Below are 12,636 nucleotides of genomic sequence, written 5' to 3'. Positions count from 1 at the left end.
CGGACGGCGCTGGTGGATAGGGTCGGAGCATGAGCGAAGAGCGTCCCGTCCGCCAGCAGACCGCCGTCGACCACGTGGCCGAGGGATGGGTCGCCACCCTCGTCGACCTCGACCCGACGACGGCCACGTACATCGGTGTTCCGGGTCGCACGGGGGAGTACGGCGACACCTCACCCGCCGGCGCGGCCGCCCTGGCCGACGCGGCACGGGCCGCGAAGCACGCGCTCGACGCCGCGGCGGCGGTGGACCCCGTCGACGAGGTCACGAAGGCGGACCTCGGCGCCGAACTCGACCTGGTGCAGGAGTCGTACGCGCGGAAGCTGCACCTCCGCGACCTCAACGTGATCGCGAGCCCGGCGCAGTCGGTCCGCGAGATCATCGACCTGATGCCGACGGCGACCGAGTCGGACTGGCACGACGTCGCCAGCCGGCTGCACGCGTTGCCGGACGCGCTCGAGGGCATCCGCGAGACCCTGCTCGAGGGCACGCGCGAGGACGTCACCCCGGCGAAGCGGCAGGTCGCCCTGGTCGCGGAGCAGGCCGCCCGCAACGGTGCCGAGGACGGCTTCTTCCGCCGGCTCGCCGAGGGTGCGGCGTTCGACGACGGCTCGCCCGTGCCGGACTCGCTCCGTGCCGAGCTGACCCGCGGGGCCGAGGTCGCCTCGGCCGCGTACCGGAGCCTCGGACAGTTCCTCGAGCACGAGCTGCTGCCGCTCGCCACCCCGGTCGACGCCGTCGGGCGCGAGGCCTACGAGCTGCACTCCCGCCGGTTCCTCGGCGCCGTCGTCGACCTCGACGAGACGTACGAGTGGGGCCTCGAGGAACTCGCCCGCATGCGTGACGAGCAAGAGCGGATCGCGGACCGGATCGAGCCGGGTGCGAGCGTGGCCCGGGCGATCGAGGTGCTGGACACCGACCCGTCGCGGATCCTGCACGGCACGGACGCCCTGCAGCGCTGGATGCAGGAGACGAGCGATGCCTCCGTCGCCGCGATGGCCGGCACGTACTTCGACATCCCGGACCCGATCCGCCGGCTGGAGTGCCGCATCGCCCCGACGCAGGAGGGCGGGATCTACTACAGCGGCCCGTCCGACGACTTCTCGCGCGCGGGCCGGATGTGGTGGTCGGTGCCCGAGGGCGTCACCGAGTTCGGCACCTGGCGCGAGAAGACGACGGTCTACCACGAGGGCGTCCCCGGGCACCACCTGCAGATCAGCCAGGGCGTCTACAACCGCGGTGAGCTGAACACGTGGCGTCGCCAGCTGTCCGGCTCGTCCGGACACGTCGAGGGTTGGGCGCTCTACGCCGAGCGTCTGATGGAGCAGCTCGGGTTCCTCGACGACGACGGCGACCGGCTGGGCATGCTCGACGGCCAGCGCATGCGTGCCGCCCGCGTGGTGCTCGACATCGGCGTGCACCTGCAGAAGACCAACCCGGACGGCGGCGGCTGGACGTGGGAGTACGCCCTCGACTTCATGCGCGAGAACGTGAACATGGACGACGCGTTCGTGCAGTTCGAGGTCGCGCGGTACTTCGGGTGGCCCGGACAGGCGCCGTCGTACAAGGTGGGCCAGCGCGTGTGGGAGTCGATCCGCGACGAGGTCGCCGCTCGCGAAGGCGCCGACTTCGACCTGAAGTCGTTCCACCGTCGCGCGCTCGCCCTCGGGAGCGTCGGTCTCGACACGCTGCGGAGCGCGCTGCTCGGCTGACGCGCGGGCGACACGCCCGGTTGTGGGGGCTCCGCCGGTGCGGTTAGACTTGTGCGGCGCAATCCGCGTCACACAATCAATCGCCACGGCGGTGCACCACGGGGGTCTCGACTCCTCGCCCGCCACGGCCCGACTCATGTCCGTTCGGAGCAATCTCTACATGACAACCACTACGACCAAGGCTCCTAAGCAGGTCGCCATCAACGACATCGGTTCGGCTGATGACTTCCTGGCCGAGGTCGAGAAGACCCTGAAGTTCTTCAACGACGGTGATCTCATCTCCGGCACCGTCGTGAAGATCGACCGCGACGAGGTCCTCCTCGACGTCGGTTACAAGACCGAGGGCGTCATCCCCTCGCGCGAGCTCTCGATCAAGCACGACGTCGACCCCAACGAGGTCGTCAAGGTCGGCGACGAGGTCGAGGCCCTGGTCCTCCAGAAGGAGGACAAGGAAGGCCGCCTCATCCTGTCCAAGAAGCGTGCGCAGTACGAGCGCGCATGGGGCGACGTCGAGAAGATCAAGGAGTCCGACGGCGTCGTGACCGGCACGGTCATCGAGGTCGTCAAGGGTGGCCTGATCGTCGACATCGGTCTCCGCGGCTTCCTCCCCGCCTCGCTCATCGAGCTCCGTCGCGTCCGCGACCTCACGCCGTACCTCGGCCAGGAGATCGAGGCGAAGATCCTCGAGCTCGACAAGAACCGCAACAACGTGGTCCTGTCGCGCCGTGCGCTCCTCGAGCAGACGCAGTCCGAGTCCCGGACCACGTTCCTCAACAACCTGCACAAGGGCCAGGTCCGCAAGGGCATCGTGTCCTCGATCGTCAACTTCGGTGCGTTCGTGGACCTCGGTGGCGTCGACGGTCTCGTCCACGTCTCCGAGCTCAGCTGGAAGCACATCGAGCACGCCAGCGAGGTCGTCGAGGTCGGTCAGGAAGTCACCGTCGAGATCCTCGAGGTCGACCTGGACCGTGAGCGCGTGTCGCTCTCGCTCAAGGCGACGCAGGAGGACCCGTGGCAGGTCTTCGCCCGCACCCACGCGATCGGCCAGATCGCACCGGGCAAGGTCACGAAGCTCGTCCCGTTCGGTGCCTTCGTCCGCGTTGCCGACGGCATCGAGGGCCTGGTGCACATCTCCGAGCTCTCGAACAAGCACGTCGAGCTCGCCGAGCAGGTCGTCTCGGTCAACGACGAGGTCTTCGTCAAGATCATCGACATCGACCTCGACCGTCGCCGCATCTCGCTCAGCCTCAAGCAGGCGAACGAGGGCGTGGACCCCGAGGGCACCGAGTTCGACCCGGCGCTCTACGGCATGCCGACCGAGTACGACGACAAGGGTGACTACAAGTACCCGGACGGCTTCGACCCGGAGACGAACGAGTGGCTCGAGGGCTACGACACCCAGCGCACCGAGTGGGAGGGCCAGTACGCGGCCGCCCAGGGTCGTTGGGAAGCCCACAAGGCGCAGGTCGCGAAGACCATCGCCGACGAGGAAAAGGGTGGCTTCGACCTCCCGGCCGGCGCATCGACGTCGTCCGCTTCCTCTTCGTCGTCGTTCTCGAGCGAGACCGGTGGCGCAAGCCCCCTCGCCGACGACGCTTCGCTGGCGGCGCTCCGCGAGAAGCTCAGCTCGACCAACTGATCGAGCGAGTCGCACTGACCGGAAGCCCCGGCATCCCCCAGGGGGTGCCGGGCTTCCGGCGTTTCCACGCTGCGGGTCGTTAACCTGTCGCAGTGCGCATCATCGGTCTCACGGGCGGCATCGCCGCGGGCAAGTCGACGGTCTCCAAGCGGTGGGCGGAGCACGGCGGCGTCGTCGTCGACGCCGACCGGCTGGCGCGGGACGCGGTCGCACCCGGCAGCCCCGGGCTCGCGCAGGTCGCCGAGCGGTTCGGCTCCTCGGTGATCGCGGCCGACGGCTCGCTCGACCGTCCCGCGCTCGGAGCGATCGTGTTCTCCGACCCCGCGGCACGCAAGGACCTCGAGGCGATCACCCACCCCGAGGTCTGGCGGCTCGCCCAGCGTGCCTTCGACGCGGCCGAGGCCGTCGACCCGGACGCGGTCGTCGTGTACGACGTGCCCCTGCTCGCCGAGGCCCGCGGATCCCGCCCGCTCCGGTTCGATGCGGTCGTGGTCGTCGACGCCCCCGCCGCGCAGCGCATCGAGCGGCTGGTGGAGCACCGTGCCATGGCCCGCGACGAGGCCGAGCGCCGGGTGGCTGCACAGGCGAGCGACGCCGACCGACTCGCGCTCGCCGACCACGTCGTCGACGCGACGGGCACACTCGACCAGACGATCCGATCGGCCGACGAAGTGTGGTCGCGGATCACCTCGTGAAGCACCGTCTGCTGCTCGTCCTCGCCGCGATCGTCCTCGTCGCGATCGGCGGCGGTGCGCTGGTCGCGGCGAACCTGCTCGGTGCGCAGCGCATCGAGGACGAGGGCCGCGTCCCCACGATCGACCGCTCGCACGCCGACGAGCCACCGTCGGGCGACGAGCGCGGACCCGAGGGGGAGTTCCACCGATTCCGGCTCGGTACCGTGGGCGGCGAGCGGCTCACCCCGAACCGCGACGACTTCGCCGCCCGCACCTCGGCGGACGGCCCCCTGCTGCTGTTCCTGCCCGCGACGAGGTCCCGCCCGGCGGAGTACCAGCGGTTCCTCGGGCAGGCCCTGGCCGACGGCTACCACGTGCTCGGGTTGGACTACTGGAACCTCGGTCGCACCCTGTCCGGCACGTGCGAGGCCGACGCCCGCTGCTACGGCATGGTGCAGCGCAACCGGTTCGACGGCACCCGCCAGTCCGAGTTCAGTTCGGTGACGCCCGCCGGGTCGATCGTGTCCCGCTTCCGCGACGCGGTGGCCTACCTCGACGACCACGACCCCGACGGCGGGTGGGGCCGCTTCGTGCAGGGCGACGACGACATCGCCTGGCAGGACATCGTCGTGGCCGGGCACTCCCAGGGCGGCGGCGAGGCGGCGTACATCGCGCACATCCGGTCCGTCCGCGGGGCACTGATGTTCTCGTCGCCCGTCGAGTCACGGGGTCCGTCGCACGCGGCGTGGATGAACCGTCCCGGCAAGACCCCCGTCGCCCGGATGTTCGCCGTCGACGACGTCCGCGACACCTTCGGCGCGCGGATCACCGGATCGTGGCGGGTGCTCGGGCTCGACGGTGTCGACGGCCCCTTCCGGACGGACACCGATCCGCCGCTCGCCGGCGCGGAGCCGCACGCGATCCTGACCGACGTCCGGGGCCGGGGGAAGGCGCACTCGTTCATCATCAAGGACTCCACGCCGCTCGGACCGGACGGGGAACCCCGGATGACCGCGCTCTGGCAGTGGATGCTGCACCGGTTCCCCTCTGACGGCTCATAGGCTCGCGCAATAGCCTCTGCTGGTGCAGCCCGTCGACGGAGAACCCGACCTGCGCTCGCTCATCCGCGACCGCGCCGCGGAGAACCCCGAGCGCCCCTACCTGGAGGACGCCCGTTCCGCGCGCGTCCTGACCTACCGAGCGCTCGAGGACGCCGTGACCGCCTGGTCCGCGACGTTCGACGCGATCGGCGTGCCCGCCTCCGGAGCCGTCCTCGTCGACGTCGGCGACCCCCTCGCGTTCGCCGTGGTGCACCTGACCGCCGTGGCGACCGGGCGCCGTGCCGTCCCGGTGGACACCGGACAGCCGGCGACCGAGCCGGCCCGCCTCGCCGACCTGATCGGCGGGGCCTCGATCGTGGTGTCGGACCGTGCCGTGGACGGGGCCGTCCCCGGGGTGCCCGCCAGCGGGATCGACGCGGCCACGTTCCTCCCGGCCGCCGTCCGTGACGGTGACGTGCCCACGCAGAGTCCGGACGCACCGGGCGAGGGGTCCGTGGTGCTCTTCACCTCGGGGTCGACCGGCGCTCCGAAGGGCGTCGAGCTGCCGGAGTCGCAACTGCTGTTCGTCGCGCGGGCGGTCGCGCGGCACAACGGGCTGACGGGCCGCGACCGCGGGTTCAACTCGCTGCCGCTGTTCCACGTCAACGCCGAGGTCGTCGGCCTGCTGGCGACGCTCGTGGCCGGGGCGACGCTCGTGCTCGACGTGCGCTTCCGGCGGACCGGGTTCTGGGAGCTGCTCGCCGAGCGGCGCATCACCTGGCTGAACGCGGTGCCGGCGATCCTCGCCGTGCTCGCGAAGACCGGGCCGCTGGACTTCCCGGAGGGCCTCCGGTTCGTCCGGAGCGCTTCGGCACCGCTGCCGGACCCGGTGCGCACTGCACTCGGGGACGTCCCGCTCGTCGTGAGCTGGGGGATGACCGAAGGCGCGTCGCAGATCACCGCGACGCCGCTGGACGCGCCCGCTCGCCCCGGGACCGTCGGCGTGCCCGTCGGGTCCGAGGTGCAGGCACGCGACGAGGACGGCGCAGCCCTGCCCGCCGACGAGGTCGGTGCGCTGTGGGTGCGCGGCCCGGGGATCGTCGGGCGCTACCTGTTCGGGCGCGCGGCGGACCGCTTCGACGCCGACGGCTGGCTGAGCACCGGCGACGTGGGCTCCGTCACTGCGGACGGCTGGGTCTCGCTCGCCGGGCGCTCCGACGACGTCATCAACCGTGGCGGGGAGAAGGTGTACCCGGCCGAGGTCGAGGACGTCCTGCTCGGCGACCCCCGGGTGCTCGAGGCCGTCGTGGTCGGGCGGCCGGACGACGTGCTCGGGGCTGTCCCGGTGGCGTACGTGATCCTGCAGCAGGACGCAGCGGCGCCGGTCGACGCCGCTGCGCTCGTCGCCGACCTGACCGCGCGCGCCGAGGCCCACCTGACCCGCTTCCGCCGCCCCGTCGAGATCATCGTGGTCCCCGACCTGCCGCGTGCGCCCACCGGCAAGGTGCAGCGGGCGAAGGTGCGGACGATGGCGCAGCCGTCGTGACCGGCGCCCAGCCGAAGCCGCAGGCCCAGCCGCAGCAGCTGCAGGTCCAGACCCCGACCCGCACCGCGGCGGGCAAGCCACGCCACCTGTACGAGGTCGACGTCCTCCGGATCCTGACCTTCGCCTGCGTCATCGGCGTGCACACCACCAGCCACACGGCCGCTTCCGACGACGTCGGCCTGAACGCGCTGCTCGCCCTGCTGCACTTCACCCGGCTCGTCTTCTTCTCGTTGACGGCGTTCGTGCTCGTCTACAGCTACACGTTGCGACCGCGGCCGATGGCGCAGTTCTGGCCGAAGCGGTTCCTGCTCGTCGGGGTGCCGTACCTGGCGTGGTCGGTCGTGTACGTCGGCTCGAGCTGGCTCCTCAGCAGCACCCGTCGGGGCGACGTGCCCGACCTGGTGCGCACCCTCGCCGAGGGCGTCGTCACCGGCACGTCCTGGTACCACCTGTACTTCCTGCTCGTGACCATGCAGGTGTACCTGCTGCTGCCGGTCATCGTGTGGCTGGTCCGGAAGACCCGCGGGCACCACGTCACGACGCTCGTCGTCGCGCTGATCGTGCAGCTCGTCGTGTTCGCCGGGTACAAGTACTTCCCGGCGAGCGATGCCTGGCTGCACGGGTACCAGAAGCAGTTCTTCTTCTCGTACGTGTTCTTCATCGTCTCCGGGGCGATCGCCGCCGACCACGCCGACGCGTTCCTCCGGTTCATCCGGGTGCACCGACGGTCCGTGCTCTGGGCCTTCGCCGGCGTCGGCGCACTGACGCTCGGCGTCTGGGCGCTCCAGGTCGCCCTCGGCCAGTCGCTCTACGCCGCCGGGACACCGCTGCAACCGATCGAGGCCGTGTGGAGCACCGCGGTCTTCGTCGGCTTCCTGGCGATCGGTGCGCGCTGGGCGGACCGTCGGCGCCCCGGCAGCCCGGTCGCGCGCTTCGTCGACTACGCCTCGGACCGGTCGTTCGGGATCTTCCTGAGCCACCCGTTCCTCATCTGGATCCTGCTGTACGGCGACAGCTGGCTCGAGGCCGTGGTGCCGCGGCCGTGGCTGACCCTCGTCACGTACCTGCTGGTGGTGGTGTTGTCCGTGGCGGTCACCGAGGCGTTCCGGTGGACCCCGCTGAGCGTGCCGCTCACCGGCCGGCCGTCGCTCGCGTCCCGCGCCCAGCGTCGGGCGCGCAGCCCGCAGCGCTGACCCGTGCGTTCCGGGCGTCCCTGGTCGGTCCTCCCGACCAGGGACGCCCGTTCCTGCTTGCTGTGCGCGGCGGCGGGTGCGCTTCGCAGCGGTGGACGCGCTGCGCGCCGGACGGGAGGCGCGGGTCGGGCCGGACTCGGGCCTCCCGTCCGGCGGGTGGGGACCACCAGGGCCGCGCGCACGCCCGGTGGGTCCCGCACCGGACAGCGGAATCGGGCGTACCTGGTCGTTCCTCTCGACCAGGTACGCCCGATTCGGCACGGCGTGCCGCTGACGGCGCGCGTCGCGGGTCAGGCGGCGCGCTGCTCGGCGGCGGGGGTGCCGACCTCGAGGACGCCGTTCGTCGACGTGAGCCGCTGCGGCTTCATGAACCACGCGACGACCGCCGCGGCGCCGAGCAGCACGCACGACAGGGCGAACGGCAGCTGCCAGCCGGACGCGTCGATGAGCAGCCCGAAGACGATCGGGGAGACCACGCCGGCGATGCCGAAGCCGGTGTTCATGAAGCCGGACGCGGTGCCGGACCACTGCGGGGCGACGTCCATCGGGATCGCCCAGAGGTTCGCGTTGCAGAGCTCCAGGAAGAAGAACGACAGCGCGAGCGAGATCGTCGCGACGAGCAGGCCCTGCCCGATGACGAGCGGGATGAGGCAGACGAGCGACCCGCCGAGTCCGATCACCAGGACGGTCAGGCGGGCGTTCCGGGTGTTGCCGCCGCGGTGGATGATCCGGTCGCTGAGCATGCCGCCGACCGTGTCCCCGACGACGCCGGCGAGCAGGATGAGCGTGGTGAACAGCGCGAAGTCGCCGATCTCGAGTCCGTAGGTCGAGCTGAGGAACGTCGGCAGCCACGTGAGGAACACCCAGAGGGTCCAGCCGTAGCCGAAGTCGACGAAGGTCACCGGCAGGATCTGCCGCGCCATCTGCCGCCACGGCACCGGCGGACGGGTCGCACGGGTCTCGACGGGCGGGAGCTCGTCGATCTCGACCTGCGTGATGCCCTTCGTGGACTCGGGCTTGTCGCGGAACCAGACGAACCAGACGATGCCCCAGGCGAAGGACAGGACCGCCGTGGCGAAGAACGCCCACCGCCAGCTGCCCGTCGAACCGATCACCCAGGCGACGAGCAACGGGGCCAGCGCGTTGCCGAGCCGAGCCGCGGAGTGCACGACGCCCTGCGCGAAGCCGTTGCGGTCGCGGGGGATCCAGCGGGTCATGGCCTGGGTCGCGGTCGGGAACGCCGCGGCCTCGCTGAGCCCGAGGAGCGCCCGGGCCGCGAACAGGGTCCAGAAGCCGACGGCGAACCCCGTCCACAGCGTCGCGACGCCCCACACCACGGTGATGACGAAGAGGGCCTTGCGCGGTCCGAACTTCTCGCTGATCGTGCCGCCGAAGACCTGCAGCAGCGCGTACGGCAGCGAGAACGCGGACACGATCAGGCCCGCGGTGGCCTCGTTGAAGCCGAACTCCTCGGTGATGTGCGGCAGCGCCGTCGAGATGTTCGTCCGGTCGATGTACGAGATCGCGTACATGAAGCAGAGCAGGAGGAGCACTCGTCCGCGGATGCGACCGCGGAACGGGGTGCCCTTCGTCGGTGCGGCGGGGGTCGCCGTCGTCATGGGGCCTCTTCGGGTGTGGCTCGTGCTGGCTCGTCGGGGACGTGCGGAGCGATCGGGTTGCTGAACGGACCGGACGCTATGCCCGCTGGTTATCAGCGGACTTGGAGGCTGCTTGGCGAGGACGATACGCCCAGGGCGAGCAGGGGCGCCGGTGTCAGGGGTGCCGACTACCGTTGAGGGCATGGGTGTTGCGATCGAACCGACCCGAGCGGTACGTCCGTTCGAGGTCATCAGCGAGTACACGCCGAGTGGCGACCAGCCAGCGGCGATCGCCGAGCTCGCCGGGCGCATCAACGCCGGTGAGACCGACGTCGTGCTGCTCGGTGCGACCGGTACGGGCAAGTCGGCGACGACCGCGTGGCTCATCGAGCAGGTGCAGCGGCCGACGCTCGTGCTCGCGCACAACAAGACCCTCGCGGCCCAGTTGGCGAACGAGTTCCGCAGTCTGATGCCGAACAACGCGGTCGAGTACTTCGTGTCGTACTACGACTACTACCAGCCCGAGGCGTACGTCCCGCAGACGGACACCTTCATCGAGAAGGACTCCTCGGTCAACGCCGAGGTCGAGCGGCTCCGGCACTCGACGACCAACTCGCTGCTCAGCCGGCGCGACGTCGTCGTGGTGTCGACCGTGTCCTGCATCTACGGCCTCGGCACGCCCGAGCAGTACATGAACGCCTCGGTGGCACTGCACGTCGGGCAGACGATCTCGCGCGACCAGCTCGTGCGCAAGTTCGTCTCGATGCAGTACCAGCGCAACGACGTCGACTTCGCCCGCGGTACCTTCCGCGTGCGCGGCGACACCATCGAGATCATCCCGATGTACGAAGAGCACGCCATCCGGATCGAGATGTTCGGCGACGAGGTCGAAGCGCTCTCGTCCCTGCACCCGCTGACCGGCAACGTGATCAACGACCTGCCCGCCGTGTCGATCTTCCCGGCGTCGCACTACGTCGCCGACACCGACGTCATGCACCGCGCCATCGTCGACATCAAGGCGGAGCTCGCCGAGCGCCTGGCCGAGCTCGAGGGGCAGGGCAAGCTGCTCGAGGCCCAGCGGCTCCGCATGCGCACGACGTTCGACATCGAGATGATGGAGCAGATCGGCTTCTGCTCGGGCATCGAGAACTACTCGCGGCACATGGACGGCCGCGTCGCGGGCGAGGCGCCGCACTGCCTCATCGACTACTTCCCCGACGACTTCCTCATCGTCATCGACGAGTCGCACGTCACCGTGCCGCAGATCGGCGCGATGTACGAAGGCGACGCCTCGCGCAAGCGCACCCTGGTCGACCACGGGTTCCGGCTGCCGAGCGCCCTCGACAACCGTCCGCTGCGGTTCGAGGAGTTCCTCGACCGCGTCGGGCAGAAGGTCTTCCTGTCGGCGACGCCCGGTCGGTACGAGCTCGGCATCACGGACAGCGTCGTCGAGCAGATCATCCGCCCGACCGGCCTGGTCGACCCCGAGATCGTGGTGAAGCCGAGCGACGGCCAGATCGACGACCTGCTCGAGGAGATCAAGCAGCGCGTCGACAAGGACGAGCGCGTGCTCGTCACGACCCTGACGAAGCGCATGGCCGAAGAGCTGACCGACTTCCTCGGCAACGCGGGCGTGCGGGTGCGGTACCTGCACTCCGACGTCGACACGCTCAAGCGCGTCGAGCTCCTGACCGAACTCCGACAGGGCGTCTACGACGTGCTCGTCGGCATCAACCTGTTGCGAGAAGGCCTCGACCTGCCCGAGGTGTCCCTGGTGGCCATCCTCGACGCCGACAAGGAAGGCTTCCTGCGGTCGTCGACGTCGCTCATCCAGACGATCGGTCGCGCGGCCCGCAACGTGTCGGGCCAGGTGCTCATGTACGCCGACAAGATGACCGACTCGATGAAGACCGCGATCGAGGAGACCGATCGTCGTCGCGAGAAGCAGGTCGCGTACAACCTGGAGCGCGGCATCGACCCGCAGCCGCTCCGCAAGAAGATCGCCGACATCACCGAGGTGCTGCAGCGCGAGAACGACGACACCAAGGCACTGCTGCAGGGTCGTCCGGGCGCCGACGGTCGCCGCTCGCCCACGCCGAACCTGAAGCGCGGCGGCATCGCGGGCGAGGGCGCGACCCAGCTCGAGGCGACGATCGGCGACCTCAACGACCAGATGCTGCAGGCCGCGGCCGAGCTGAAGTTCGAGCTCGCCGCGCGACTCCGTGACGAGGTGCAGGACCTGAAGAAGGCGCTGCGGCAGATGGAGTCGGCCGGGCATGTCAGCTGACGGTCGCCGCACGGTCGTCGTCACCGGAGCGAGCGCGGGCCTCGGGTACCACGCGGCCGAGCAGCTCGCCGCGTCCGGGCACCGGGTCGTGCTCGCCACCCGCGACCGCGGTCGGGCGGCGGCGGCGGAGCACAGCATCCGCCGTCACGTGGACGGGGCGTCGTTGGCGCACGTGCACCTCGACCTCGCCGACCTCGACTCCGTCCGTGCCGCCGCCGACGAGCTCGCGGCCCTCGAACCGGACGGCGTCGACGCGATCGTGAACAACGCCGGAGTCGTCGGGGCCTCGACCCCGAGCACCACCGCACAGGGCACCGAGCTGCAGATCGGCACGAACCACCTGGGCCACTTCGCCTGGACGGCGCTGACGCTGCCGCTGCTCGAACAGCGTGGCGGTCGCGTCGTGCACCTCGGGTCGATCGCACACCGGTGGGCCAGCCTCGACACGGGCGACCCGTTCCGTGTCGGCCACTACTCCAGCTACCGGCAGTACGGCCGCAGCAAGCTCGCGGTGATGCTGTTCGGCTTCGAACTCGCCCAGCGGTTGGCGGATGCGGGCTCGTCCGTCGCCAGCGTGGTCGCGCACCCCGGGTTGTCGCTCGACGCGCTCTCGCCGGAGCGCCCGGACGTCGCACCGTCGCGCCCGGAACCTGCGTGGACCCGGCCTGCGCAGCGGCTGTACGCCCAGGGCAAGGACGCCGGTGCCGAGCCCCTCGTGCACGCTGCGGTCGCCGCGGACGTGCGCTCGGGGGAGTCCTGGGGCCCGGCCGGGTGGATGCAGCTGCGCGGACCCGCCGCCGTGGTCCGTGCCGAGCCGCGTGCACACGACCGGACCGCTGCCGCGCGTCTCTGGACGGCCAGCGAGGGTCGTTCCGGGGCCGCGTTCGCTCTCGACGCACTCGTCTGACCACCGACTCGCGGGCGGATGTCGGACCCCTTTCGTACAATCG

9 protein-coding genes are annotated in these 12,636 nt (G+C 70.7%); 8 read left to right on the top strand and 1 reads right to left on the bottom strand.

What is annotated here, in order from left to right:
• The first annotated feature begins 29 nt into the window (after positions 1–29).
• The 6 genes from DEJ14_RS10225 (at position 30) to DEJ14_RS10200 (ending at position 7,801) form a co-directional block, all read left to right on the top strand.
• Positions 30–1,709: a DUF885 domain-containing protein gene (locus tag DEJ14_RS10225; RefSeq protein ID WP_111083947.1), complete on the top strand. Its 1,680-nt coding sequence runs from the start codon at positions 30–32 to the stop codon at positions 1,707–1,709.
• A 160-nt stretch (positions 1,710–1,869) separates the two neighbouring features.
• Positions 1,870–3,348, top strand: a complete 1,479-nt coding sequence (rpsA, locus tag DEJ14_RS10220; RefSeq protein WP_111083948.1) for a 30S ribosomal protein S1 — start codon at positions 1,870–1,872, stop codon at positions 3,346–3,348.
• 92 nt (positions 3,349–3,440) lie between these two features.
• Complete coding sequence (coaE, locus tag DEJ14_RS10215; protein WP_111083949.1) at positions 3,441–4,043, top strand: dephospho-CoA kinase; 603 nt, start codon at positions 3,441–3,443, stop codon at positions 4,041–4,043.
• Positions 4,040–5,083, top strand: coding sequence for a BPSS1187 family protein (locus DEJ14_RS10210; RefSeq protein ID WP_146249674.1), 1,044 nt, complete (start codon positions 4,040–4,042; stop codon positions 5,081–5,083). Before coaE ends, DEJ14_RS10210 begins: the two co-directional genes overlap by 4 nt.
• 22 nt (positions 5,084–5,105) lie before the next feature.
• Positions 5,106–6,608, top strand: a complete 1,503-nt coding sequence (locus DEJ14_RS10205) for a class I adenylate-forming enzyme family protein (RefSeq protein WP_111083951.1) — start codon at positions 5,106–5,108, stop codon at positions 6,606–6,608.
• Positions 6,605–7,801, top strand: coding sequence for an acyltransferase (locus tag DEJ14_RS10200; RefSeq protein ID WP_111083952.1), 1,197 nt, complete (start codon positions 6,605–6,607; stop codon positions 7,799–7,801). Before DEJ14_RS10205 ends, DEJ14_RS10200 begins: the two co-directional genes overlap by 4 nt.
• Before the next feature lie 290 nt (positions 7,802–8,091).
• Here DEJ14_RS10200 and DEJ14_RS10195 read toward each other — a convergent pair whose 3' ends face one another.
• Complete coding sequence (locus tag DEJ14_RS10195) at positions 8,092–9,420, bottom strand: MFS transporter (RefSeq protein WP_111083953.1); 1,329 nt, start codon at positions 9,418–9,420, stop codon at positions 8,092–8,094.
• 193 nt (positions 9,421–9,613) lie between these two features.
• Here DEJ14_RS10195 and uvrB point away from each other — a divergent pair, with 193 nt between their 5' ends.
• Entirely contained in the window at positions 9,614–11,686 is a 2,073-nt protein-coding gene (gene uvrB / locus DEJ14_RS10190; protein WP_111084166.1) for an excinuclease ABC subunit UvrB, read from the top strand.
• Complete coding sequence (locus DEJ14_RS10185) at positions 11,676–12,593, top strand: SDR family NAD(P)-dependent oxidoreductase (RefSeq protein WP_111083954.1); 918 nt, start codon at positions 11,676–11,678, stop codon at positions 12,591–12,593. The genes uvrB and DEJ14_RS10185 overlap by 11 nt, the downstream gene beginning before the upstream one ends.
• Positions 12,594–12,636: the final 43 nt, after the last annotated feature.

This window comes from Curtobacterium sp. MCJR17_020 (genome assembly GCF_003234365.2).
GTDB lineage: Bacteria > Actinomycetota > Actinomycetes > Actinomycetales > Microbacteriaceae > Curtobacterium.
Note: the sequence above shows the minus strand (reverse complement) of the source record. Positions and strands in the feature narration are given on the sequence as shown.

Bases quoted from the DNA above. Each gene is read 5' to 3' on its own strand.
- DEJ14_RS10195 (WP_111083953.1), bottom strand. From the start codon at position 9,420: ATGACGACGGCGACCCCCGCCGCACCGACGAAGGGCACCCCGTTCCGC.
- DEJ14_RS10225 (WP_111083947.1), top strand. From the start codon at position 30: ATGAGCGAAGAGCGTCCCGTCCGCCAGCAGACCGCCGTCGACCACGTG.
- DEJ14_RS10185 (WP_111083954.1), top strand. From the start codon at position 11,676: ATGTCAGCTGACGGTCGCCGCACGGTCGTCGTCACCGGAGCGAGCGCG.
- rpsA (WP_111083948.1), top strand. From the start codon at position 1,870: ATGACAACCACTACGACCAAGGCTCCTAAGCAGGTCGCCATCAACGAC.